Below are 24,172 nucleotides of genomic sequence, written 5' to 3'. Positions count from 1 at the left end.
AACAACCCTTGACCAAATCCCGCGGACATAGTATTGCTGAACAATGGTTTAAAAACAAGGGGTGGAAGTGGGCGACTTTTCAAAAAGAGGCTGCAGCTGCGTATCTAGACGGTAAAAGCGGGTTGGTAAATGCGCCGACAGGCAGCGGAAAGACGTACTCGCTCTGGGTTCCGATATTGATCAGGCACATTAATTCGCTTCCTGCCAAGGAGCCGAAGGCTAATCCAAAAGAACCAAAAACTAAGTCAAAAGAACCGAAGGCTAAAAAAGGCTTGCAAGTACTCTGGATAACGCCATTGCGCGCGCTTTCGAAAGACCTTTTCCGTAATATGGAATTGGCTGCATTGGAAATGAACCTGACGTGGCGCGTTGGAATGCGGACGGGCGATACCAATGCAAAAGACAGGAGCGATCAAAAGAAGCAAATGCCTGATGCATTGATTATTACCCCAGAAAGTCTGCATATTTTATTTGCTCAAAAAAATAATTCAGAGCTATTCAAAAACCTACATACAGTGGTAGTCGACGAGTGGCATGAGTTAATGGGCAGCAAACGTGGTACCCAGACCGAACTCGCGATTGCAAGACTCCGGAATATGAATCCAAACCTCCAAACCTGGGGAATATCGGCGACTATTGGTAACCTGAACGAAGCCAAACAAGTACTACTCGGAATGCGTTTTCCGGAAGAGAATTCGGTGATCATTAAAGCAAATACGGATAAGAGAATTCTGGTCGAAAGCATTATACCTGAGCGGGTTGAGACACTTCCATGGTCGGGGTATATGGGTACGCGTTTGGTGGATCAGGTGGTGCAGATCGTGAACCAGAGCAATACTACATTGCTTTTTACCAATACAAGATCGGGGACCGAGATCTGGTACCGGACTATCATTGAAAAATACCCTGAATTTGCCGGAATTATGGCCTTGCACCACGCTTCGCTCGACCGAGAAATACGCGATTGGGTGGAAGAAGCGCTGCACGATGAGAGGTTGAAGCTTGTGATTTGCACAGCGAGTCTGGACTTGGGTGTGGATTTCAGGCCAGTGGATACAGTAATTCAGGTCGGCAGCCCGAAAAGTATCGCGCGATTTATCCAGCGAGCGGGACGGAGCGGTCACCGGCCGGGCGTGGATAGTAAGATCTATTTTTGTCCGACCAATGCATTGGAATTGATTGAAGCAGTCTCACTCCGGGAAGGTGTTGCCAAAAATATACTCGAAGACCGGCCGCCGGTTGCTCACGCATTCGATGTGCTGGCTCAATGGATGATGACGCTGGCAGTCGGAGAAGGTTTTGAGGAAGCCGCATTGTTTGAGGAAGTGCGCGATAGTTATGGGTACCAATATCTGAACCGGCAGGAATGGGAGTGGCTTTTGGGATACATCACCACGGGCAGCTCGTCGCTTACGGTTTATGATGAATATAAAAAAGTGGAGCGCGTCGATGGGCGCTATGTAGTTACCAGCCGGCGCGTTGCATTGCGCCACCGGTTGAGTATGGGAACGATCGTTTCTGAAACCGGGATCAAAGTGAAGCTGCAAAGCGGTAAATATCTCGGAACGGTGGAGGAGTCTTTTGTAACGTGGATGAAACCGGGCGACGTTTTTACATTCGCGGGAATGACGGTAGAGTTTTTGCGCATTCACGAAATGACTGTTTCTGTTAAAAAAGCACAGGGTAAAAAAGGGTTTCTGGTTCGTTGGGCAGGTGGGAGAATGCCGCTTTCCTCGCAGCTATCCACATTCATCCGCGAGCGACTGGCTGATGCGATCGAAAACCCATTTAAAGAAAAAGAACTTGCTAAAATGCGGCCGCTGCTGGAATTGCAGGCAGAACGCTCGATGATACCGAAAACGGACGAGCTGCTGATCGAGCAATGCGAAACGCGCGAAGGTTACCACGTTTTTATTTTCCCTTTTGAAGGTCGGCTCGTGCATGAAGGGATGTCCATTATCCTCGCCTACCGGATCAGCAAGCTCACTCCCATTACTTTTTCAGTTGCGATGAATGATTATGGTTTTGAGCTGTTAAGTGATCAATATGTGGATTTTGAAAAGCTTTTGGCAGAAAACGACCTTTTTTCCACCAAACATCTGGTCGACGATATCTATCAGAGTGTGAATGCGACGGAAATGGCGAAGCGAAAATTTAGGGAAATAGCGGCGATTTCGGGACTGATGTTTCAGGGATATCCTGGAAAAAATGTAAAAACGAGACAGTTACAGGCTTCCAGCTCGTTATTATTTACGGTAATGAGCAAATACGAGGATAACAACCTGCTGATCAAGCAGGCTTACCAGGAAGTACTTACTTACCAGCTCGAAGAAGTGCGGATGCGGAATGCGCTCGACCGCATTGCGACGCAGAAAATTATCGTTAAAAAAACACCCAAACCTACCCCATTTTCTTTCCCGATTATGGTGGATCGGCTGAGAGAACAATTAACTTCGGAAAAGCTGGAAGACCGCATCCAGAAAATGATCAAACAGTACAGTAATGCAGATTGAAATTAGAGGGGAACATTTTATTTTATTAAGTCAGAAGGCCATTTTCTGGGAGGAAACGCAGACATTATTGATCGGAGACCTCCATTTAGGCAAGATTACGCATTTCAGAAAAGAAGGAATTGCAGTGCCGCCCAATGCGATCGACAACAATTTCAAGCGGCTCAATGAGCTCGTTCAAAATACCGGCGCTACCCGAATTATCTTCCTAGGCGACCTTTTTCACAACCAGTACAATGCAGAATGGGAGCTTTTTCACGACTGGCGAATGCAGCACCATTATATCGAAATGCTGATCGTAATTGGCAACCACGATATTTTGCCTGTGAGCTTGTTTTTGGAAGCTGATATTGCAGTGCATTTAAATGATTACGAAGAAGGTGATTTCGTTTTTACACATCACCCGAAAGTAGATGCAATTGAGAATAAATTCGTCTTCGCCGGCCACGTGCACCCCGTTTTCACAACCTACGGAAAAGGCCGCCAAAGTGTTCGCCTGCCTTGTTTTGTCGTAGATAATCACCAGGCTATTTTGCCAAGTTTCGGCGTTTTCACTGGGGGATTTCAAATGGATTTAACGAAGAATAGAAAGATTTATATTACGACTGATACTAAGGTATTTTCGGTTTGTTAAAAACGGAAGACTACTACAAGTGAAATTCAGGGAAAATATTAAACCAATTTGTATTGATAGTACAAAATATTAGATTTGAAAAATCTTCTGCATTACCGCTATTATTCCAATAGTAAAAGTTACAAGTAAGCAGCGGATTCAGCTAAGTTCTAGCCTGCCAATAATTAAGTCTCTCTCAACATTTCTCGCAATTATTGACATTTGCCCGTGTCGAACTTTCAGATTCGATAATCTGCGGCAATTGTGGCGTATTCCTATACTCCAATTGCCACGGTTAGTTTATCAAGGCGAATTAAAAAAGCATTTTAAATCTAAATCTTATCAGTCATGAAAACTAAATTAGCAATCTTTCTGGCTATACTAAGCTCAGGAACTGTAATTAATTGCAGCAACGTCGGCATTGAAGAAAAAATTGAAAGTATATGGCAGTCGGACAATCCGTTGCTTGTCTCTGAGGTAAGTATCCCCGTAAAATCAGATCCATCTTTCAATTGGACGCCGCAATCTGGAAAGGTAGACTTAGGAGCTCTCAAATCCGGCGAAAAAGAACCCGTTTTACTAACAATTGGTACCGGGACTGCAGCAGGATATAGAGATGGAGGGCTGACCAGACAGGGCCAGCTTACCTCCTATCCCAATCTCGTCGCGAGACAAATGGGTTTAAAAAACTTCAATCAGGCAGTTTTTGATAAACAGAACGGTAATGGGACGGGATATTATCTCAGACAATCTGATTCAGAATTACCATCTTGGTCAAAAGTAACTAACAATCTGGCCTACATTGACCCTGAGAAAAACTTCTTCGCACCCTATTCCCAAGGGCTTGTTCATAACTTATCAGTTCCAGGCAATCATCCAAATTCTTACCAACTGAACCCAAAGACTACATTATTAAATGAAATTCAATACCGCAATAATATCCCGCTTCCTCCGTACGCGATGGATGCAAATTATTTATGGACAACTGGTAATCTGACAAATTCCTTATTATCAAGAGTCGTGCATTCGGAAAAACAGTCAGTTTGGGAATATCTTAATTCAATTCAACCGGACGTAGCAATAGTCGACATTAATGCCGATGTCTATATTCAAAGTCATATCCAAGGCGGACAGGCTGGGTTACTGGGCCCCCGGGAAGTTTTTTGGGAATTAAATGTGATCAACTATCTAAAAAAGAACAATACGAAATATGTATATGCGACAATACCTGACGTTCTCGACTTTCCTTACTTCAATTGGTATAACTACAAAAATCTCTCGTCTAAGCTGAATAAGCCAATCAAAATTGCGGTATCAGAAAAAGACATTCAGGAGGCAAATAACCGAACCATATTTTTGCCAACCAGAAAAGTAATAGATCTTTTTAATGGGAATAGCGAGAATGAATATCTAACTGATCTGGATATAATTAATGAAAGGGAAGCTTCGAGACCCGAGTTATATAATAATTTATTTGTAGCAAAATGGGCAAAGGAATACAATCATCCACTAGTTGACTTTTACGCTATTTACAAGAAAATTCTATCGGGAAACTATGTTACTGATGATGGTTATAAAATCGATCCTTCTTATTCCCATGGTAATTTTTTCTCTGCGGATGGAATTTATCCCTCCGCAATAGGGCAAGCTGTATTAGCAAATGAAGTCATCAAAGTTTTGAATGCATCGTATCAATCAAAAATCCCATTAATCGATGTGGGACTGTATGCGAAGGAAATGGAAAAAGTGAAGTGATTTATGAACATTTAACTATCCTGATAGCTATGAAAATTTCCCTATTTGTTCAGAACATACATTGTAAACGGCTATTTCTCACATTTACTATTGTTTTGATTTCGTGCATCTCCGTGCTGGCATATTCCGTTTCCATTACCTGGCCAATTAATAGGTCTGTAACTCAGCGCAACAGTTCAAATAAGGCTAATGTAATTTTTACGGGGCAATTCTTCACAGAACCAACCAGCGAAACTGATCCCTGTCCTCAATACACCTACTACTATAAAGTAGAAAAGCTGAATTTGCAATTCGGTACATACGTCTCTGACAAGATTCCCTGGACACAATTTTCTCTGTTCAATAAAAGTGCAGGATTGTTTAAGAATGAGCTCGCTAATCTTGATGGCGGATGGTATGACTTAAAAATTATGGCTACAAACGGTGGTGTTGGGGCAGCTGTACAGGCTTTTTCGACAATTCGCTTTGGTGTAGGTGATGTATTTATTATTGCCGGGCAGTCCAATGCGCAAGCTATTGGAAAGGGTGATAATTTTAATCAAAATACGTATTTACCTAACGATCCTTCTTACGACTGTGTTAGTGTGCACAATTTTGATGGGACATGCATAAAGGATATTTATTCATACCCAAGGATGGAAAAGCTCATTCCACAAATAGATCCGACCTTATTCCGTGTCGGAGCAAATGGGTTCAATAGCTGGTGCTATGCTCCCCTAGGAAAGCAAATCGCAATCAATCAGCAAGTGCCTTCGGCTTTCTTCAACGCTGCTATTGGAGGAACAACAGTACTTAATTGGGAAGAGGGAGCGAAGGGTATCACTACAAACGCGTTTGGAACCTATCTATGTGCTTTATACAATGTAAGCATGAATGATGCCAAGGGACAACCATACTTAGGTTTAAAGAATGCCCTAAAATTCTATGGCAAAGTATTTGGCCTAAAGGCTGTTTTATGGCATCAGGGGGAAGCAGATAATAGTGCAGGTACTTCTTCCGCAAATTACCAAAGTCGCTTGCAATTCGTGATCAATAAATCCCGGACAGATTTCGGATCTCCGAATTTGACCTGGTATGTTGCGCGGGCATCATTGACAGGCGGGACAACCTCAATGAATGTTATCAATGCCCAAAACGCCCTGATTGGCGCTGATCCAAATGTACATCCAGGCCCATCAACTGATGGAATATCTACCCGACTGGACGGAACTCACATTTATATGTGGGGGCTTATAGATCTGGCAACTTCATGGAGACTTGCGATATATGGAACAGCAAGTAATCTGTTTCCGGCCGCAATTGTTCCGACAGGAAACTTTCAAATGGGCTTACCAGGATTCCCGATTTTGCTGGCGGCAGGATTTAATGAATATAGATGGAATAGTAAAACAAATTCACCTGGCACGAACCCGACAGGTGATGATGGTTTCAGCTACGTCAAAGATCCGAATGGTAACTGGCTTTTGTCACCTGAATATTTAAGAAAAGCTTTTTGCGGACTAGCACCTGCACGTTTATCAGCCGAGGGAAAAGACGCATATGTTAGTAATGAAAGTATCTATAAATTGATAATTAGTCCGAATCCCGTCACAGATCAGCCTTCAATTATCTCATTTACGTTGCCTGCCGCAGGAGCAGTTAGATTGGAAGTATTAGATGTATCCGGCCGAACCATAAAAAAATTGGCTGATGGATTTCATACCAATGGCGAATTCAGTTACCCTTTGGATATGAAATCAAATGCACCAGGAACTTATACCTGTCTCCTACAAGCGGAAACGTTGGGTATTACAAAGAGATTTGTGATAGTTAAATAAAGAATTTGACCTGGCATTTTGACAACATACCACTTCCAAAATATCTTCAAAGAAAACCTCTATCTCTCTTCGGACTTTCCTCTTGCCGGCTTAACAAATGCCGAGCGCGAACTTGCAGCTAATATTCAATGCATCAGATTTGCATTTGCAGGACCTGCGAATGATATCAATGTATATGATTCGCTATTCAAAGAATGCACGGAGTATCTTTTTGAGAAATTCTTTAAAGGCGATGAGCAAAACACTTACCTGGTATTGGCGAAGGGAAATCTGAGTGTTGTTAAATTGGATCAGCATAATTTTAATAGCCACATTCATCTCATACTCGATAGCAGAACCTGCTTTGTCATTTCCTCAGAACAGGAATTATCGGCTGAAAGCTTTGCCAACATTAAATTCTTAAATCGGCCAGGAGATACTATTCCACCCATTGACTACCTCAAACTGGTATTTGATCATTGTCCAAAAGGAGCTACTATTTACAAAATGAGTGGCGATGGAGGCGATAATTACATTGCGATAGATGCATTTGAAAGTCCAAAAACAAAAAAGACTGCCGGTTAAAGCAGTCCCTTCTTCTATAATATAGCTTGTAAATTACTCTACAACGCTCAATTTCACTGTATTCGTTTTACGTTGTCTCGAAACCGGCATGCTGAGGGTATTGATAAATACATCTCCCTTTTGCAACTCGCCTTTTTCAACCAAAAACGTTTTGATATCCTCGATCAGATCGTCAGTCGATACGTCTTGATCACGGTCGTAAAAATAAACTTTCGTTCCCCAGTAAAGAGCCAATTGATTCATTAACACCTTGTTAGAAGTGAAAATAATCAGACTCGCCTTTGGGCGGTGGTGAGACAAACGGAAAGAAGTATAACCTGACCGCGTGATCCCGATAATTGCGCTCGCTTGCGTATCACGGGCAAGGCGGCAGGCGCTCATTACCACATTATCGTTCAATTTGAAAGAACCCGGACTTTCATTTACAAATGCATGGTGTTTGAAATAAATGCTGTTTGTAGCCGATTCCACTTTTTCAATGGTCCGTGTCATGCTTTCAACGGCAAGGATCGGATATTTACCGGAAGCAGTTTCCGCACTTAGCATTACCGCGTCAGCTCCGTCTAACACTGAATTTGCTACGTCGTTCAACTCCGCGCGTGTCGCACGTGGGCTGTCGATCATGCTTTCCAGCATTTGAGTGGCAACAATTACAGGTTTACCGGCCTTGTTACATTTATCAACGATCATTTTCTGGATCATCGGTACCTCCTCGGCAGGAAGTTCAACACCCAGGTCACCGCGAGCTACCATAATCGCGTCGCTTGCTTCAATAATTTCGTCAATATTCACGATCGCTTCCGGCTTTTCAACTTTCGCCACCAAACGCGCCGTTTTACCTTTGTTCGCGATGTATTCCTTTACTTTCAGGATTTCAGCCGCAGTACGAACGAATGACAAAGCAATCCATTCTACGTTGTTTTCAAGTCCAAAGTCAAGATCTTCGTAATCTTTTGTTGTTACAGAAGGCATTGATACTCTCGTATTTGGAAGGTTTACACCTTTTTTAGATTTCAGGTAACCGCCGTAAATTACTTCCGTTACCACGTCGCTACCGTCAAGTCCGGTTACCAGCACTTCCAGTTTTCCGTCGTCCATCAGGATACGGTCGCCGATTTTAACGTCGTTATACATACCATCGTAAGGAGTACTAACCTTTTCGGCAGTACCTAATACCTCTGTATTGGACAGAATCAGCTTTTTGCCCGGCTCAATCAGAACCCCATCCTTTTCAGCCACAAGGCCAATACGGATCTTGGGTCCTTGTAAATCTTGCAGGATCGCCAGATTCAGTCCATGTTCTTCGTTGATCTCCCTGATCGTAGTGAGTCTTGCAAGGTGGTCGGCGTGGGTACCGTGAGAAAAATTAAGACGAAATACATTTACTCCGGCTTTTGCGAGTGCATATAATGTTTCTTTTGTTTCTGAGGCCGGACCTACTGTTGCAACAATTCTGGTTTTTTTGGAAGACATAGGGGATTTTGCAGTAAGAAATGATTTTTATAAACAGTCCACGTCAATCACGACCTGGATGCTTTTCAATGTTTTGTCGGTCAATATGTCAATTACCTTTTCCTGTATGAATGACTTTGCCGCCTTAAAATTAATCTTTTCTCGCTCAAGTTTGATGAGAATGTCGAACAAAAACAGATTTCTTACTCTTTCCACGAGTGGCGGCTGAGGTCCCAAAACCCTGCTTAAACCGAGATTTCCGGCCAGCTTTTCAGCCAGTACCTTCGCAGCACGGTTTGCAGTAGCCTCGTCAATATGCTTGACAGTAACTTTAATCAGTCTCGAAAAAGGAGGGTAGTTATATTTTTCACGCTCTCCGATTTCAGATTCGTACATGCCTATATAATCATTCAGGACAACTCTTTCCAACAATTTTTGGCCTGGATTTGCGGTTTGAATCAGCACTTTCCCCGGTTTGTCCGCCCTCCTTCCTGCTCTGCCGCTCACCTGTGTCAGCATTTGAAAAGCCCGCTCAGTGGCCCTGAACTCCGGAAAATTGATCATTCTGTCGGCATCGAAAATACCTACAATGCTCACATTATCGAAGTCCAGACCTTTGCTAACCATCTGTGTACCAACGAGAATATCAATCCCACCAACCTCAAAATCCTGAATGATCTGCTGATATGCATTTTTCGCGCGCGTGGTATCCATATCCATTCGCTGCACGCGCGCCTCGGGAAACATCAGGTTAATTTCATCTTCGATCTTTTCGGTACCAAAGCCGATCGTCCTCACTTTCGGAGAGCCGCAGTTGGGGCAGGTACGAGGCACTTCTTCCTTGTGCCCGCAGTAATGACAGCGTAACTCCCTCACTTTCATGTGGTAAGTCAAACTAACATCACAATTGGCACATTCAGAAATCCAGTTGCATTCCTCGCATTGCATATAAGGCGAATACCCGCGGCGGTTCTGAAAAAGGATCGTTTGCTCTTTGTGTTTGAGGTTATGCTGTAAATGTTCGATCAAAACAGACGAAAATTCATTTTTCATCTTCTTCTGTTTTTTCTCTTTTTTAATGTCAATCAATTCAAAAGTCGGCAGTGCGGCATTTCCGAAACGCTGCTTCATTTCTACCAATCCATATCTGCCGCTTGTCGCGTGGTAATAACTTTCCAGTGAAGGAGTTGCAGAGCCAAGAAGCGTTTTCCCGTTGTGCATATAAGACATAATCACCGCCACATCGCGGGCATTATAGCGCGGAGCCGGATCGTGCTGTTTGTACGAAGATTCATGCTCTTCATCCACAATAATCAAACCCAGATTATCAAAAGGAAGAAAAATAGCGGAACGCACACCAACTACAAACTGAAACTTCCCGTCGAGGATCCCTTTCCAAACTTCGACGCGCTCGTTGTCCGAGAATTTAGAGTGATAAATTCCCATTACATCTCCAAAAACCTTTTTCAATCGCACCACAATCTGTGTGGTCAATGCGATTTCGGGCAATAGAAAAAGTACCTGCGAGCCGCTTTCGAGCACTTGACGGATTAGGTCAATGTATACTTCGGTTTTACCACTACCGGTAATTCCGTGCAGGAGTACTACTTCTTTGTGTTTAAAATGCTCCTGAATCTGCGCGACTGCCTCTGTTTGGGTTTCAGTCAAAGTAATTGCAGTGGTACTACCTGCGGGAATTTCTTCAAACCGGGAAATAAATATTTCAAACTGCTCGAAGATTCCTTTTTTAATTAATGTATTCAATGACGAAGCGGAAATGGAATCGTCGCCGCCGAAAATAGATTTGTCTAAACCCTTTTGATTGAGGTCGGGGTTATTGTAAACCGGAATGAAACTGAGGTATTTGAGCAGAATATCCTGCTGTTTCTGATTCTTTTCAAGCGAACCTGCCAGTGCAGACAGCGCCGCATTACTGACATAAGCACTTGTCAGTCTGATCTTTTTGACAACTTTTGGCTTGTATCTTTCCTTCACTTCCTCGTAAAGGATCACCGCCCGTTTGCCTACAAGTGACTTGATTATAGATGTGATATTCGACTTTTGCAACAACCGCTCCACCTCTTCGTATGAGAGTGTCTGATGTTTTTTGATCTCCTCAATTACAATCGCTTCCTGATCCGTCAGAAGATCCTCATATTCAAACTCGGGGTTCAACTGGATCCTCGACTGACTGGTGATTTTTAAACCGGCGGGCAAGGCTACATTAAGTACCTCGCCGATATTACAGAGATAATATTCTGCTACCCACTTGAACAGTTCGAGCTGGTGATTGGTTACAATAGGCTGCTCATCAAGCAGTTCCATGATATATTTCGCCTGGTACTGCGGCGGTGGCGTCGAGTGAATTTTTGCTATAACCGCAGTAATCACCCTTTTTTTACCAAACTGAACAATCACCCGCGCGCCTACTTTCACAAGCCCGCTCAGCTCGCGCGGAACCCGATAAGTAAATAACGAAGGCACCGGAACCGGCAAAATCAAATCAACAAAAAGCGTGGTTTCTTCCTCAAAAAAAGAGGTCATTTTGTGTAGAAAAAGTTAAAAAATAGTTGTCTCGCTTTCGCTTTTTATTAATTAATCAATCATCCTCACATCAATCACAGGCGCTTTTTCCCAACTTACCATTGCGTTGAAAAGCTTGACCGAATCATATGTAAAGATATCAGTCTCCGAGATTTGCCGCTCCTGAATAATGCCCTGGTCAATTAGAAACGCCCTTTGCGTGCCGGGCAATAAATAGGTATTGGGTGTATACCAGCCGGTTTCGTCACTGAATGCTACATTGCAATAGAACGAATCCGTAACCCAACCATTTTTTATGATCAATATATCGTCCGCTTCCTCGCGCTGGGCGAAAAGTGTATTCAATTCGTCGCGTTGATCATATTTGTAGCTGTAATCCACGCTATTATGGTACACCCTTTTCAGCTTTTTGATCGGCCGCTGCAAGTAGGGTTCCCATTTTATATTGTCAATTTTGCGATCATACACAACTCTGCATTTGTGAATGGTATTAGCCACAGAATCAGGCACTTCAATCATTTCAGCAAGGTCCCACTGATCCTGGTAACCCCAAAGTTCCTGCCGCGTTCTGTTCAGTCTGGCTTCGTGGTAGGCCAGATTTTTTAGTTCGCGGTTCTCAACACAAATCGTTTCAATACACAACATGCGGGATATGGTTGAATGGGAGATAAACTTTGTCAATCAATTCCTGGTACTCGCCTCGTGCATTACTCAGGGCCGTAATTCCACCGCCACTTTTGAAAACCATTTTTCCATTCTGGTTTTCAATAAAACGGATCATCACCGCGCTTTCAAAATTTATGCCGTCAAAATAACCCATAATGCCAGTGTAATAGCCTCTTTCATAGCCTTCTGCCTCTTCGATGATCTTTAAAGTACTCGGCTTAGGAGCGCCGGTGATGGAACCAGCGGGAAGCAAATGCAAGAGTAAATCGCCATAATTACCATTAAAATCATTGGACAAAATGCCTGCTACTTCCGAGCTGACCTGCAAAAGCGTCTTGTCGTAAGCCTGCACTTTATCAATATAACGATACCTTTCGACCCAAACTTTTTCCGCCACCATACTCAAATCGTTCCGGATCAGGTCCACGATCGTCGCATGTTCCGCAGCTTCTTTGAAATCCGATAATATCACATTTTCAGCATCCGGCACCGAAGCATCGATAGTGCCTTTCATCGGAAAAGAAGAAATTCGGTTTCCACTGACTCTGACAAATATTTCGGGTGAAAAACACACAAACTGGTCTTTTAACCAAAACCGGTAAGGCGCGTCACTGTATTCAAATATTTCCTTAAAAGTCAGGTTGGTTTCTACCGGCGTAGGCAAAGACAAATTCAGCAAAAATGAATTCCCAGCCCTGATATTGCCGATCACGTGATTGAACTTCGGCTCGTATTCCTCGAAAGATATAGGTGATTTGTGGAAAGAAAAATCTCCCAAAAAGCTGTCAACCTTGCGTTTTTGATTAGAAAAACCATTCAGATCGAACATTATTTCCGACAGATGAATGTCGGTCAGCTTCCATGCGAGCGGCTTTTGCATCTTATAATCCACAAGAAAAACAAACGGAATTCCTTCGTTTCCCCATTTGTTCAGATTGCCCGTAAAAGTGTCCAGCCCGTTTTCCAATTTTATGCGGAATATCGCTCATTTTTAACCGTAAGCGAATTTACAAAGTTCAGAAACCAATATCCGATTTGCCGGGTTAAATTGAATAGGCGGCGTTCCGGCATTCCGGCGCTCCGGCGCTCCGGCGTTCCGGCGAATTGCGGGCAGGCTGCCGGAAATACAAAGAATCAAAACATATCTGAGGTAATGCACATTTACGATGTTATAGTAATCGGCGGTGGTCCTTGTGGACTGGCAATGGGCGTGGAACTTGCCAAAAGCGGCATGGATTACCTGATTTTGGAAAAAGGAAATCTGACCGAGTCGATCCGGAACTACCCGAGGAGAATGCGCTTTTTTTCCACCGCTGAAAATATCGAGATCGGCGGGATACCTTTCGCTATTTCCGAGGTGAAAGCCAGCCGCAACGAGGCGCTGCAATATTACCGCAAGGTGGCCGGCTACTACAACCTCAACTTCAAGTTATTTATAGATGTAGATCGCGCCGAGAAGCAGCCAGACGGCACTTTTCTGACTTATACAAACGACGGGCAGATTTTTCAGTCGAAAAATGTAGTACTCGCTACGGGGTATTTCGATGTGCCGAGATTGTTGAATGTGCCTGGCGAAAACCTGCCGAATGTTTCGCATTACTATGATGAGCCTTTTAAATATTCGTATACAAATGTGGTTCTGGTAGGCGGTTCCAACTCTTCTGTGGAGGCTGCATTGGAATTGTATCGCCACGATGCGCACGTAACGATCGTACATAAGGAGGCAGATTTCAGGACAAAAGTGAAATACTGGCTGGTACCTGATGTTAAAAACCGGGTAAAAGAAGGCAAGATCCACACCCGATTCAATAGTGTAACCGAGGCTATTGAACCCGGCAGAATGCTGATCAGAAATACTGAAACGGGAGAAACTGAGTGGCTTCCGGCCGACTTTGTGTTCTTGCTGGTGGGCTATCTTCCTGACGAACACTTACTTACAAGATGCGGCGTAGAACTGGATCCGGCTACGAAAGTACCTACATTCAATACCGAAAATTTCGAAACGAATGTACCAGGACTCTACCTTTGCGGAACGGTCATGGCTGGGATATTTACCGAAAAGGTATTTATTGAAAACGGAAGAGATCATGCCGCCGCCATTGCAGATCATCTGGCCGGCCGCGAGATCAGGACAGTGAAGGAGTTGATTGACAGGATTTAAATCCGGCATTCAGCCGGCTATTCATCAACAAATACCAGTTTTCTTTTTCTCTTTTTGAAAGAAAGCTTTTCCACTTTCCCGATCAAACCACTGGCTCCTACCCCGTAACCCACATTTCCTGCGAAACTGACCGCGTGAAATCCTTCTTTCCCCAAAAACCGCCACGATTTACCTCGATCAATAGAATAGCTGCTGCCTGACGGGCCGGTGGCGACGAGTGCGTAATCATCTGCCCGGAGCTGCGTCTCCCCCGTCCATATTGCGTCGGTTTTTTGATACAATGCAACACACTCTTTCAAGCCCGCCGGAACGGTCATTTTTGATAGAGTCCAGGTTACTCCGCCGTCTTTTGTAAGCAGCACATTTAATGTCGAGTCGGTGGTTTTTTTGTAATCCCCGCCCACAGCAATTCCATTTTTATTTGACCAAAACCTCAACCCAAATATCCCGCTGGTAGGTCCAGCCGGTAGTGGCGTTGCGGATACTTTCCAGCTTTGCCCAAAATCTTCTGACCTGAAAACGCGCGCCATTTTCGATCCTCCGGTGCCGATGTACACATTGCTTTTTCCGAAAGTAATAATAGAAGTTCCGCTCGCAGCGAAGCAAGCTTCGCCGGGTTCTGCCACCGGACGCTTTTCGATTGGTAGTTCAGCCCAGCTTTTACCTCCGTCTTCGGTAGTCAATATGAACAGTTTTCCGTCGATCGGATCACCGAGACAAATCCCTTTATTTTTATCCCAAAAGTCGATTCCATCCAGAAAAACCCCATTTTGTGTAGTTTGGTACACAAGGTTCCAGCTCTCGCCGCCATCTTCGGTCCGGTATATTTTCGCCTGACCTTTCTCGGATTCTCCTGCGCTCATCGCCACCAATGTATTCTTGTTAATTGCATGCACATCCCGGAAATCCAGGGAGTCGGCGCCGGGTACTTTATACGTTGCCCAGGTCTTTCCGCCATTAGTTGTTTTCAAAATCGTCCCTTTCGAGCCGCCAACCCAGCAGATAGTAGGCGAAACGGTGTGAACAGCCCGCATGTGAATATTCGATTTGATATCCATAACCCTCCATTGTGCATAAGCCGGCATTGACAGGGAGACCTGTAATGAAATGAAAAGCGCCGTCAGATATTTGAGGCCGCCTATTGAAGAAGTATTTAAAGAAATTGGCACAGTATTTTTGTTGCTTGCTATTCTAATCTATTATTATCACAAAATAGGAAATTCATATGAACAAGAATCAAAAATTTTTGATAGGCTCTATTGGTGCATTGCTTACAGGCATCGCAATCGGCCTTTTGGTTGCTCCTAAAAACGGAAAAGACACTCGCAAGCTGATCAAGCACAGAGCGAATGACCTGGGGGGAAATGCCAAAGATAAATATGAAAAAAGCCTCGAAGAGCTATCTGTTTTAGCTGATAAATTGAAAGAAGGCTTCCTGAAAAACGTAAGCACGGTGAAAGACAAAGCTGGTGCTGTCGCTGACAATGTAAATGACAAAGTGCGCGGCGTAGTAAATCACTAATCGCACTCCCATATAAAGATATTAAAAAGGCCGGTTCGCAGCGAACCGGCCTTTTTCCTGCGTCTTACTTTGGAATTTGACCTATAATCTCTGCGACTGCCTGATCAATATCTTCCTTAAAATTCTTACTCTTTTCCGGGATAATGCCAGAAGCGCCGCCCTGCCACACGAGCTTGTTATTTGCAGCATCCACCAGGTCAATCATCAATGTTCCCTGCCTGTATTTACCTATTACAACCTCTTCACTTTTCCACGAATAACGCCGCTGGCCCATGTAGCGCGGCAGTCCGTCCGTCCGAAAATCGGTTTGTCTGGTTTGCTCATTCTCCTCTACTGAAAGTGCGATATTTACCTTCAAATTCGCGTCCCGCGCCTCATCGAGGCCTTTCGCCTGCAAATTCTGAGCGACTGCCGCTTTGATAACTTCAACGTTCTGTTCAAAATTCTTTGAAACCGTATCACCGGAAGCTTCGATTTCATAGAACCCAAATGTTGGATAATCCGAAAGCCTGAAATTGTCTTCCTGCTTTGGTTTTAAAACTTTATAAGAGGTGCTGCAACTGGCCATTGCAATTAAAATCAGCCCCAGCGTTGCAGAAACGATACTTTTCATGATCAGCTATTTTAGTTATCCGATAACACTTCCCAATTCTTTGGCAGCCGCCATACTGATACCCTTATAAAAAATAAACTCGCCCATAATATTGGTCTGTTCCTCCTCAGACTTTGCGTGTACCGCCTGGTCGAGACATACCTTCATTTTTTCCTCAATAAACGCCTTTTTCAGCCGCAGGATATTCACGAAGGCGGTTTTGTCCAATACATCCGCCTCAAACGGAACATATATCTCATACTTTTCAGACCAGAGCCCGCTCAGCTCATACTTACTTGTCAGCCAGCCTATTGTCAACGTTCTGATTTCGGATTCGTGGTGATTGAGAAAATAGTCTGTGTCCGGTACATAGTTACGCCCCAGGTTTTCGCGAAAGAGAGTCAGCAAATGTTGAAAAATGGGATCTTTAAAATCTATTCCATCAATCTCGCCGAGTACGTATTGACAAACTGTGATAGTAGGTTCCAGTTCCTTTGTCCCAAAAAGCACCAAAAGACGCGTAAAAGCTTCTTCCTGGTAATATAACTTACTTTTTTGCGGCGCCTCGTGCGTGACTGGCTCCGGCTCAAAAGGATTGAAGTCGTCTTCGGAAAAAGTGAAATTCCCCGGCATCGAACCAATATCATTCGGCCCCTCGGGCATACTGCCGGGTTGAAACGGAGCTCTTTCAGGTTTTTTCTGAGTTGAAAGTCTGCGCGCGAGCTTGTTGCCCTCGGTGATCAGCATTTGCTCATCCACCTTCATCATTTCCGATGTGCGCCGAAAAAACACCTGCCGTTTGATCGCATCCGGGATCTTCACGATACTGCTCACCACTTCGCCAATCACAGCAGCCAGCCGGAAAGGATCATCACCCGCATCTTGTAGCAGTACTTCGGTTTTAAATGTGATAAAGTCTTTTGAAGCTTTCTTTAAATATTGCTTGAAAGCCTCCGCACCCACTTTCCGCACATAACTATCGGGATCGTCGCCATCGGGAAATAATACGATATTAACATTCAGACCTTCTTCTAAAACCAGATCCAAACCTCGTAATGCAGCTTTTATCCCGGCAATATCCCCATCGTAAAGTATTGTTACATTAGGTGTAAAACGACCGATCAGCTTGATTTGCTCGATCGTGAGTGAAGTACCCGAAGATGCTACAACGTTCTCAATTCCAGCCTGATGCAGTGAAATAACGTCTGTATATCCCTCAACCAGGTAGCAATGATCAAGCTGCCGTATTGCGTTTTTGGCCTGAAATATTCCGTACAGTACATCACTTTTGTGATAAACCGCCGTTTCAGGTGAGTTTAAATATTTAGGTTGATTGGCTTTCGAACTGCTGTCAGATTTCAGAATACGCGCGCCGAAAGCGATCACTTTTCCGCCGACATGGTGAATAGGAAAAATCACCCGGCCTCTGAACCTGTCGTACCCGCCGCTGCTGCTGCCTTCCCGGGGAATCAGCAGCCCGGCTTTTTCGAGCAGCTCCGCCGAGTAACCTTTTTCAAGCGCCTCTTTGGAAAAAGAATCCCAGATGTCCAGACTGTAACCCAGCTCGAATTTCTGCCTGATCTCATTCGTAAATCCCCTTTCCCGGAAATAGCTCAATCCGATCGACTGTCCTTCGTCTGAGTTTTGGAGCTGGTTTTGATAAAAATTCTTGGCGAAGTTGAGCACGATATACAGACTCTCCCGCTCGTTTTGCCGGAGTGTTTCCTCATCGGTCATCTCCTCCTCCTCGATCTCGATATTGTATTTACCGGCCAGATAGCGCAATGCTTCTCCATAACCTACATTATCAACATCCATTACAAACTTGATCGAATCGCCCGCAGCCCCGCAGCCAAAGCACTTATAGATCTGTCTGACGGGGTTTACGTTGAAAGAAGGTGTTTTTTCATTGTGAAACGGGCAGCAGGCTGAATAGTTTGCACCTTTTTTTTTTAGGGACACAAAATCTCCTACCACCTCCACAATGTCGGCGGCCTGCTTGATGCGGTCTACGGTTTCAGGATTGATCCTCATGTACTGTAATCTAATTTCGTTAACGCGATCGCGCAGCTCCTCTCATTTTCGCGTATCTGTCTTAGGAACAAAAAAGACAATACTAAAATTTCGCGTATACGAATGTAACGAGAGGCAAACCTTTGAGCAATTATTAAAGAATATTTCCCTAAATTTGACACCTTAATGGATTTTGCCGAATTGTATTTAAAAATTATCCATTATTTTCTTATTAGAATTTAGAAATTCACAATCGAAAGTTTTTTTCTAATTACTTTAGTTTGTTATTTTGCGGTATTGGAATTGAATCCGAGAGCCATCAAATAGATTGATATAGATATTAAAAATATAGTGTGTGTATAGTGTGAAACAGGGCATGGAAATTTTTCTATGCCTTTGTTTTTTTGCAGCCACTCAACTTCTATCTGCCAGGATTTCCCGATACACCGCAATCAATCTTTGAATAACCTCTCCGCCACATAGTTCGCTATTGCTGCCGGAAAGCATCTTTCTCCCCGCAACGATTTCACTTTCCACATCCAGTTGCCATAAACTTTTGAATATGCGGCAATGTGCGGGCCGACTTACTGAATCCGAAGCTAAAACCGGTACATTCAACTCCATTGCTTCACAAATTGACAGAGATACCCCGTCCGTAGAAGTATTTCTGATAAATGCATCTGACACTTTCAGGATGTTCCTGAAATCGTGCGGGATGGACAGAAACAACACATTAGCAGAAATATGTTGATATTTCTGTTTGATAAACGGCGCATAGTTGCCGGAGGGATCGGAAATGATTAACGCATGACTTTCGTTTTCGGCAGCCCATTCAACCAGCTCAGAAATTCCGTAAATCTCCTTTCCGTATTTATCGAATGCTACATTCCATGCATTCGTGCAGGTTATAAGTTTGTATTTTTTGGTAAAATTCAAAAGCAGTGACGCAGTGTCTGGGTCAAGCGGCGCAATATGGTCGGAGTGGAGATAGGTTGAGATTAGTTTCGCATTCTTGTTCCATTGAAATGCCTTTTTGAAACTTTCCTCATTTTGTATAATAGGAGTGTGCGCTAGCCAGCAGGATAAAGTGACGGAGAGATTTCCAGCCAAATCATAACGTCCCCAATTCCCATGGTAGGTGACCACCAGTTTTTTCAGCAATAGTCTGCAAATCAGCGCCACGCACAATTGCCAGTAAGGATTGGACACATGCAGGTGGATCGCACGGTTTGTGGCAAATTTCCAAAGGACACCCGGAAGACCTTCATTCAAGTCAGCGAAGTCGAAATTTTTGAAACCGATTCGTTCCAGGTTCTCGATCAGCCGGCTCACGTGGATAGTGACTCCACCAATCGGTGGGGGCAACCGACCGATAATCAATATGTTAGCCATCGAAACAAGTTGAAACCTGGCGTTTCGCATAGAAATACTGGCATATAAGCAAAATTGGGGCTATACAATTAACGGTCACACTTTTGGATGGGATGATCACGAAAACGCTTCCAACAGTGTGGTTGAATAGCAGGTAAAAAAGTATGGAGAGCGGCATTACCATATAGTTTCTCCCGCCGGCATTGACCGTCCAAACAGTGCAGAAGCATTTTAATAAAAGCAGGTACATCAGAATAACTCCGAGTAACCCGTTCTCTGCCAGTAATGTATACCAAAGTGAATGCGCTTCCCGATAACCGGGACCCAGTACTTCGAAGCTACCGGTACCATGCCCAACCAGCGGACTGTCCAGGAACAATTTGTAAGCGATTGCCTGGATTTCATTTCTCCCGCTGGCTTCGAGCAGCTTACTGATCGCATTTCCTTTTGAAGCTTCGCCAAACCTAAGTTTCCAGAAGTAAGTCAGATCCTGGGTTGCAAGGAAGGTTTCGATTTGAGCCAGAAAGAGCAGGGTTATGCCGGAAAGGATCATCAGAATAAGCATAAGCGCCTTCCTTGAAGTGAGCCAGAGGGAAATCAGGATAAAAGGGCCGATCAACAATACCGCTCCCCTTGAAAATGAAAGTACAACCACGGCGACGAGAATCGCCAGAGTCACTGAACTCGTGATAAAACGAAGGAATTGCTGCCTGAACCTGCTCGCATACAGCATCGCAAACGGCCATAGTAGTACAAAATAGGCCATTGTTATATTGGTGTCAGAAATATTCCTGGTAGCCAGTAAGTTATCCGAACCTTTATAGGCGGCTCCGGCAACAACCAAACCAAAAGTCCCGACGCCCAATATCAGGTAGCTGACAAATAAGTACTTTTCAAGTTTTCGGCAAAAGTCTGTTGCCTGCATTGCAAATCTCAGATAGATAAAATTGCAGGGCAAAATGAGCAGACCGAGAACAGTCGCCCCTACTATAATATGCCCGAGATTTGGAGATATGGATAGATAAAAAAAGCCTAGCACAATCCAGACGATCAGAAACAGCTTTTCGTAAGCCGATATTGTAATCTCCTTTTTGACAAAAAAATTGAGAAAGTACAGAATGAGTATTAAAAACGGCATTAAGCGCCAAAGTGAATTAGCGCCGGCCGGGAAAGCATATTTTTGAAACAAATGCAAAAACTGTGTAAAAAGCGGAATCGAAACGACGTGAAAGAGCTTGTCAGGCGAGAAAGTAAATAGTACAACAAAACAATACACATAAAACGAAAGCACGATAGTAAGTTGGAATTCAGTATCTCCAAAAACTATCAACGAAGGGAATAGGAAAAGAAAAGCGCTTGTAAAACATAGCGAGCCCAGCCCTTTCAGCAAAATTTCCGCGACTAAGTGAGCCATTCATCCACATATTGAATCATCGAGTTAACCGATTTTGCTTCGGTGTGATGAATGAATTTTTGTATCGCCAATCTATGATCAGTGCTTCCCAAGTCTTCTACGAGCAATTTGTCCAGGCATTCAAATAGCTCCTTTTTACTAAACACAGGATGATCGAGGCGAAGACGATTCAGCGGAATCTGATGCGAATAGCTATATAAACGCCTGACCGAATGCGCGTAGGGCAATTTCCTATTTCCATCATAAGCAATACTAATAGTCGGTTTGTTACATGCAGCTGCGTCGAGACGCATGGTGGAGGCTACTTGCAGACAGACGTCACAACGAAACAGCGTGTCTGCTAAAACTTCCAGAAAATCGAGCGCCGGGAAAGGAGAATAACGATTTTGTTTTTGCGACGGCCAAATCTCCACGTTTTCAGCCGCAAACTGTCGGTAAGCGTCGGGATCGTCTGCTGGGTGGCACCTGATAAGTAATGAAAATCCGTTTCTGGTTTGCATGTATTCCCGCAGATCTTCGACGATTTGATACTGGTCCGGGAAATGCTTAGGTGCGCTGGTCGCGAATAAGATCGTTTTTCTTCCGGACTCTGCTGGCCGGCTTGTTCTTTTCCCGAAGTAAATATCAAATCTGGGAACCCCTGAAACGCATATTTTTGGTTTTGTTTTACAAAATGAATACAGCTGCTCGAACTCCGCTGCCATTTGTTGGTTCCAAACGAGCATCTGATCAAAATCACTATTGATAAGCCCTTTGGATGTCAGGTTATCCCAACTTATAACGACACCCATCGCCGGAATCCTGGTGTATCTAATAAGAAAATTGACAATTATATTTTCGCGGATATCCAGCGGAGACGAGGACAATATACCATCAAAATGGAGCACACTTTGCCCCTCTTTTTGAAACATCCGCGATGATATGAGAATAATTATTTCCCTGATTTTGGACAGCATTGACCGTGAAAAACGCTTCACGATCGGCATTTTATCGAAACAATACAGCAGAAACCGGAAGGGTAACCCGAGCTGCAACACCTTAATGCGGCGCGTAGAAGTATTGAATGTCATGAAAAACAATACCTTTTCAATCCACCGCAAAAAACGGAGAAACCGGATTTCTGATGGAACGTGCGTATTCAGCAGTTCCAGGGAGCAGTTAAAGTGTTCATTGATCGACGCGAGATCCCTTTTGTTGATCAAATCAGATATCAGCGATATGTCGTATCTCCTTGAAAGCTTTTCCAGAAAACCTGTGTGAATCATATTGAGGACTGCAAATTGATTGGTTATCAGGATCAATAGCCTGCGTTTTGGTATTGTCTCCATTTGTCGATCTGTATTTGCGCTGCCTCCCAGTCAGCATAAGAATCAATATTGATATCCAGCTCGCCTTCCGTCAGCAGACTCGCAATCCTTCCACCTAAGAGCCTCCCTTCGCGGATCAGGGCCGTTTTTGAAATGTAGATCTTACCATCCCGGTAGTAGCTGTCGGACAAATCCTGGCGCCTCGGTACAATCGTTTCATCTTCCTTGATTGCCCGCCGCAAACCTTGCTGTCCGTCAAAAAAAGCCCAGTCAGGATGAAACTTGTGCGGTATTTTCTGAACTGTAATAAGGCTATCCGCTTGTTTATCAATAATTAACTGGATAGATCTATCGACCAAATCCGGACTTCGAAATGGCGACGTAGGTTGAAGCAAGACAACATATTCAAACGCGATCTCCGCCTCAGCATAGTAATTCAAAGCGTGACGGACTACTTCGAGCGAAGTAGAAAAGTCTGACGCAAGGTGTTTAGGTCTCACAAATGGAATTTCGATAGCCGGGAATTGCTGCGCATATTCAAGAATCCGCTGGCAGTCGCTGGATATGATAATGGTATCGAGCAGCTTGGATTTCAGTGCCGATTCAATGGTATAGTAAATGAGCGGTTTGCCTGCCAGCAGCTTCATGTTCTTATTATAAATACCTTTGGAACCCTCTCTCGCCGGGATAATTCCTAAAATTCGTATAGGTGCATTCATCAGTAAGTGATTTTCTTGTCGATGCTGAAGGGAACACTGGCAAGCAGATCTGCAATTTGCCGGCCTGCACTGCCTTTACCGTAAATAAAGTCTGGTGGGAAATGCGGGCGGGATACCTGCTTTTGTATAGCTTCAAATATTGCGTCGCTCCGGTGCTCTGCGTCCACCACATTCTGACCCCGCTCCCGCCCTTTCTGTCTGCTGCCGATATTGACAGCGGGAACCCCCAATGTTGCACCTTCCCGAATACCGCAACTGGAATTGCCTACGAGACAGACACAATTTTTAAGGATCTTCAAAAAATGCTCGGGGCGCATGTTATTGAAGAAATGAAATGGCAAAAGTGTGTTTTGAGCGTAAAATGTACTGATCCTGTTAAATGTGCCCGCGGTGCCTCTGTCTGCATTTGGCAAAAACCACAATACAGGAAGTTGCAGCGAAATAATCGCGCTCAATGTGCTGTTAAGCTGTTCTTCGGAAAGCTCCGATTCAGTGGTTACGGGGTGCTGCAAAACAGTTACGAAAGGGTCTGATAAATTTGGCTTGCTTCCTATTCCGCCGTATAGTTCATAAGGGTCAAAATCCAGCACTGGATTTTTAAGAACATCCATTACAATATCCAGCGACGGGCAGCCCGTGTAAAATACTGTTTCGGGAGCCTCGCCCATTCTGATCAATCTCTTGCGTGCTTCGGAAGTCGCCACAAAGTGTATATCAGACATTTTGGTGACTGCGTGACGCACTTTCTCATCAATATTACCAGTCACTTCCCCTCCCTGAACATGTGCGAGGGGAATGTTCATATAAGCTGCCGCAACTGCGGTGGACATAGTTTCGAACCTATCGCCAACTGTCACCACCACATCCGGCCTGATTCGCTCAAAAGTGTGTGCAAGTTCGAGAATACCGGAAGCAGTCGTGATCGCAGCAGACGTGGGTTCGTCTGTAATGGAAGAGTTGGCAATACGCTCATCTATTGCAAAACCATCATCCTCGATTTGACTCGCCACGTGCCCATATCTTTCTAATAAAGTGCTACCTGCCACAACCAATTGTAATTGAAGGTTCGGATGTTCCTGAATTGCCTGCAATAAAGTCTTCGCCCTGCCATAAGTAGCCCGGGCCGTAATTACTACGCAAACTTTTCGCATC

19 protein-coding genes are annotated in these 24,172 nt (G+C 44.1%); 7 read left to right on the top strand and 12 right to left on the bottom strand.

Features of this window, described 5'->3' with window-relative positions; genetic code table 11:
* Positions 1–8 precede the first annotated feature (8 nt).
* The 5 genes from KOD92_RS23285 (at position 9) to KOD92_RS23265 (ending at position 7,259) form a co-directional block, all read left to right on the top strand.
* Positions 9–2,513, top strand: coding sequence for a ligase-associated DNA damage response DEXH box helicase (locus KOD92_RS23285; protein WP_215236017.1), 2,505 nt, complete (start codon positions 9–11; stop codon positions 2,511–2,513).
* Positions 2,503–3,144: a ligase-associated DNA damage response endonuclease PdeM gene (gene pdeM / locus KOD92_RS23280; protein ID WP_215236016.1), complete on the top strand. Its 642-nt coding sequence runs from the start codon at positions 2,503–2,505 to the stop codon at positions 3,142–3,144. Before KOD92_RS23285 ends, pdeM begins: the two co-directional genes overlap by 11 nt.
* 327 nt (positions 3,145–3,471) lie before the next feature.
* Positions 3,472–4,878: a hypothetical protein gene (locus KOD92_RS23275; protein ID WP_215236015.1), complete on the top strand. Its 1,407-nt coding sequence runs from the start codon at positions 3,472–3,474 to the stop codon at positions 4,876–4,878.
* 29 nt (positions 4,879–4,907) lie between these two features.
* Entirely contained in the window at positions 4,908–6,695 is a 1,788-nt protein-coding gene (locus KOD92_RS23270; RefSeq protein ID WP_215236014.1) for a sialate O-acetylesterase, read from the top strand.
* Positions 6,696–6,713: 18 nt separating this feature from the next.
* The gene (locus tag KOD92_RS23265; RefSeq protein WP_215236013.1) at positions 6,714–7,259 is read left to right on the top strand and encodes a hypothetical protein; all 546 of its coding nucleotides are present in this window, start codon (positions 6,714–6,716) and stop codon (positions 7,257–7,259) included.
* Positions 7,260–7,292: 33 nt separating this feature from the next.
* Here the strand turns inward: KOD92_RS23265 and pyk are convergent, their stop codons facing one another.
* From pyk to KOD92_RS23245, 4 genes are read right to left on the bottom strand one after another with little or no spacing between them, the layout of a single operon-like run.
* Positions 7,293–8,732 carry a pyruvate kinase gene (gene pyk / locus KOD92_RS23260; protein ID WP_215236012.1) on the bottom strand — a complete coding sequence of 480 codons (1,440 nt, stop codon included), beginning with the start codon at positions 8,730–8,732 and terminating at the stop codon, positions 7,293–7,295.
* 27 nt (positions 8,733–8,759) lie between these two features.
* Positions 8,760–11,255, bottom strand: a complete 2,496-nt coding sequence (priA, locus tag KOD92_RS23255) for a replication restart helicase PriA (protein ID WP_215236011.1) — start codon at positions 11,253–11,255, stop codon at positions 8,760–8,762.
* A 51-nt stretch (positions 11,256–11,306) separates the two neighbouring features.
* Complete coding sequence (locus KOD92_RS23250) at positions 11,307–11,900, bottom strand: aminotransferase class IV (RefSeq protein ID WP_215236010.1); 594 nt, start codon at positions 11,898–11,900, stop codon at positions 11,307–11,309.
* Entirely contained in the window at positions 11,887–12,888 is a 1,002-nt protein-coding gene (locus tag KOD92_RS23245) for an aminodeoxychorismate synthase component I (protein ID WP_229254809.1), read from the bottom strand. Before KOD92_RS23245 ends, KOD92_RS23250 begins: the two co-directional genes overlap by 14 nt.
* 186 nt (positions 12,889–13,074) lie before the next feature.
* On the opposite strand from KOD92_RS23245, the gene KOD92_RS23240 reads away from it, so the two are divergent.
* Complete coding sequence (locus KOD92_RS23240; protein WP_215236058.1) at positions 13,075–14,082, top strand: YpdA family putative bacillithiol disulfide reductase; 1,008 nt, start codon at positions 13,075–13,077, stop codon at positions 14,080–14,082.
* 17 nt (positions 14,083–14,099) lie between these two features.
* Here the strand turns inward: KOD92_RS23240 and KOD92_RS23235 are convergent, their stop codons facing one another.
* Positions 14,100–15,251, bottom strand: a complete 1,152-nt coding sequence (locus KOD92_RS23235) for a WD40/YVTN/BNR-like repeat-containing protein (protein ID WP_229254808.1) — start codon at positions 15,249–15,251, stop codon at positions 14,100–14,102.
* A gap of 56 nt (positions 15,252–15,307) precedes the next feature.
* Between KOD92_RS23235 and KOD92_RS23230 the strand changes: the two genes are divergently transcribed.
* Positions 15,308–15,604: a YtxH domain-containing protein gene (locus KOD92_RS23230; protein WP_215236009.1), complete on the top strand. Its 297-nt coding sequence runs from the start codon at positions 15,308–15,310 to the stop codon at positions 15,602–15,604.
* Positions 15,605–15,668: 64 nt separating this feature from the next.
* Here the strand turns inward: KOD92_RS23230 and KOD92_RS23225 are convergent, their stop codons facing one another.
* The 7 genes from KOD92_RS23225 to neuC all read right to left on the bottom strand — a co-directional run bounded on the left by KOD92_RS23225 (position 15,669) and on the right by neuC (position 24,171).
* On the bottom strand, positions 15,669–16,217 hold the full coding sequence (locus KOD92_RS23225; protein ID WP_215236008.1) for a DUF4136 domain-containing protein: 549 nt from the start codon (positions 16,215–16,217) through the stop codon (positions 15,669–15,671).
* A 15-nt stretch (positions 16,218–16,232) separates the two neighbouring features.
* Positions 16,233–18,230 carry a DNA primase gene (gene dnaG, locus KOD92_RS23220; protein WP_215236007.1) on the bottom strand — a complete coding sequence of 666 codons (1,998 nt, stop codon included), beginning with the start codon at positions 18,228–18,230 and terminating at the stop codon, positions 16,233–16,235.
* A 393-nt stretch (positions 18,231–18,623) separates the two neighbouring features.
* Positions 18,624–19,601: a glycosyltransferase family protein gene (locus KOD92_RS23215; RefSeq protein WP_215236006.1), complete on the bottom strand. Its 978-nt coding sequence runs from the start codon at positions 19,599–19,601 to the stop codon at positions 18,624–18,626.
* Positions 19,594–20,994, bottom strand: coding sequence for an O-antigen ligase family protein (locus KOD92_RS23210; RefSeq protein ID WP_215236005.1), 1,401 nt, complete (start codon positions 20,992–20,994; stop codon positions 19,594–19,596). The genes KOD92_RS23215 and KOD92_RS23210 overlap by 8 nt, the downstream gene beginning before the upstream one ends.
* Complete coding sequence (locus tag KOD92_RS23205) at positions 20,982–22,322, bottom strand: glycosyltransferase family protein (RefSeq protein WP_215236004.1); 1,341 nt, start codon at positions 22,320–22,322, stop codon at positions 20,982–20,984. The genes KOD92_RS23210 and KOD92_RS23205 overlap by 13 nt, the downstream gene beginning before the upstream one ends.
* Entirely contained in the window at positions 22,292–23,020 is a 729-nt protein-coding gene (locus KOD92_RS23200; protein WP_215236003.1) for an acylneuraminate cytidylyltransferase family protein, read from the bottom strand. The genes KOD92_RS23205 and KOD92_RS23200 overlap by 31 nt, the downstream gene beginning before the upstream one ends.
* Positions 23,020–24,171 carry a UDP-N-acetylglucosamine 2-epimerase gene (gene neuC, locus KOD92_RS23195; RefSeq protein ID WP_215236002.1) on the bottom strand — a complete coding sequence of 384 codons (1,152 nt, stop codon included), beginning with the start codon at positions 24,169–24,171 and terminating at the stop codon, positions 23,020–23,022. The genes KOD92_RS23200 and neuC overlap by 1 nt, the downstream gene beginning before the upstream one ends.
* Position 24,172 lies beyond the last annotated feature (1 nt).

It is taken from the genome of Dyadobacter linearis, from assembly GCF_907165045.1.
GTDB classification, from domain to species: Bacteria; Bacteroidota; Bacteroidia; order Cytophagales; family Spirosomataceae; genus Dyadobacter; species Dyadobacter linearis.
Note: the sequence above shows the minus strand (reverse complement) of the source record. Positions and strands in the feature narration are given on the sequence as shown.

Excerpts from the sequence above, each read along its gene's own strand:
- pdeM (WP_215236016.1), top strand. The coding sequence starts at position 2,503 with ATGCAGATTGAAATTAGAGGGGAACATTTTATTTTATTAAGTCAGAAG.
- KOD92_RS23275 (WP_215236015.1), top strand. The coding sequence starts at position 3,472 with ATGAAAACTAAATTAGCAATCTTTCTGGCTATACTAAGCTCAGGAACT.
- KOD92_RS23270 (WP_215236014.1), top strand. The coding sequence starts at position 4,908 with ATGAAAATTTCCCTATTTGTTCAGAACATACATTGTAAACGGCTATTT.
- pyk (WP_215236012.1), bottom strand. The coding sequence starts at position 8,732 with ATGTCTTCCAAAAAAACCAGAATTGTTGCAACAGTAGGTCCGGCCTCA.
- priA (WP_215236011.1), bottom strand. The coding sequence starts at position 11,255 with ATGACCTCTTTTTTTGAGGAAGAAACCACGCTTTTTGTTGATTTGATT.
- KOD92_RS23250 (WP_215236010.1), bottom strand. The coding sequence starts at position 11,900 with ATGTTGTGTATTGAAACGATTTGTGTTGAGAACCGCGAACTAAAAAAT.
- KOD92_RS23240 (WP_215236058.1), top strand. The coding sequence starts at position 13,075 with ATGCACATTTACGATGTTATAGTAATCGGCGGTGGTCCTTGTGGACTG.
- KOD92_RS23230 (WP_215236009.1), top strand. The coding sequence starts at position 15,308 with ATGAACAAGAATCAAAAATTTTTGATAGGCTCTATTGGTGCATTGCTT.
- KOD92_RS23225 (WP_215236008.1), bottom strand. The coding sequence starts at position 16,217 with ATGAAAAGTATCGTTTCTGCAACGCTGGGGCTGATTTTAATTGCAATG.
- dnaG (WP_215236007.1), bottom strand. The coding sequence starts at position 18,230 with ATGAGGATCAATCCTGAAACCGTAGACCGCATCAAGCAGGCCGCCGAC.
- KOD92_RS23215 (WP_215236006.1), bottom strand. The coding sequence starts at position 19,601 with ATGGCTAACATATTGATTATCGGTCGGTTGCCCCCACCGATTGGTGGA.
- KOD92_RS23210 (WP_215236005.1), bottom strand. The coding sequence starts at position 20,994 with ATGGCTCACTTAGTCGCGGAAATTTTGCTGAAAGGGCTGGGCTCGCTA.
- KOD92_RS23205 (WP_215236004.1), bottom strand. The coding sequence starts at position 22,322 with ATGGAGACAATACCAAAACGCAGGCTATTGATCCTGATAACCAATCAA.
- KOD92_RS23200 (WP_215236003.1), bottom strand. The coding sequence starts at position 23,020 with ATGAATGCACCTATACGAATTTTAGGAATTATCCCGGCGAGAGAGGGT.
- neuC (WP_215236002.1), bottom strand. The coding sequence starts at position 24,171 with ATGCGAAAAGTTTGCGTAGTAATTACGGCCCGGGCTACTTATGGCAGG.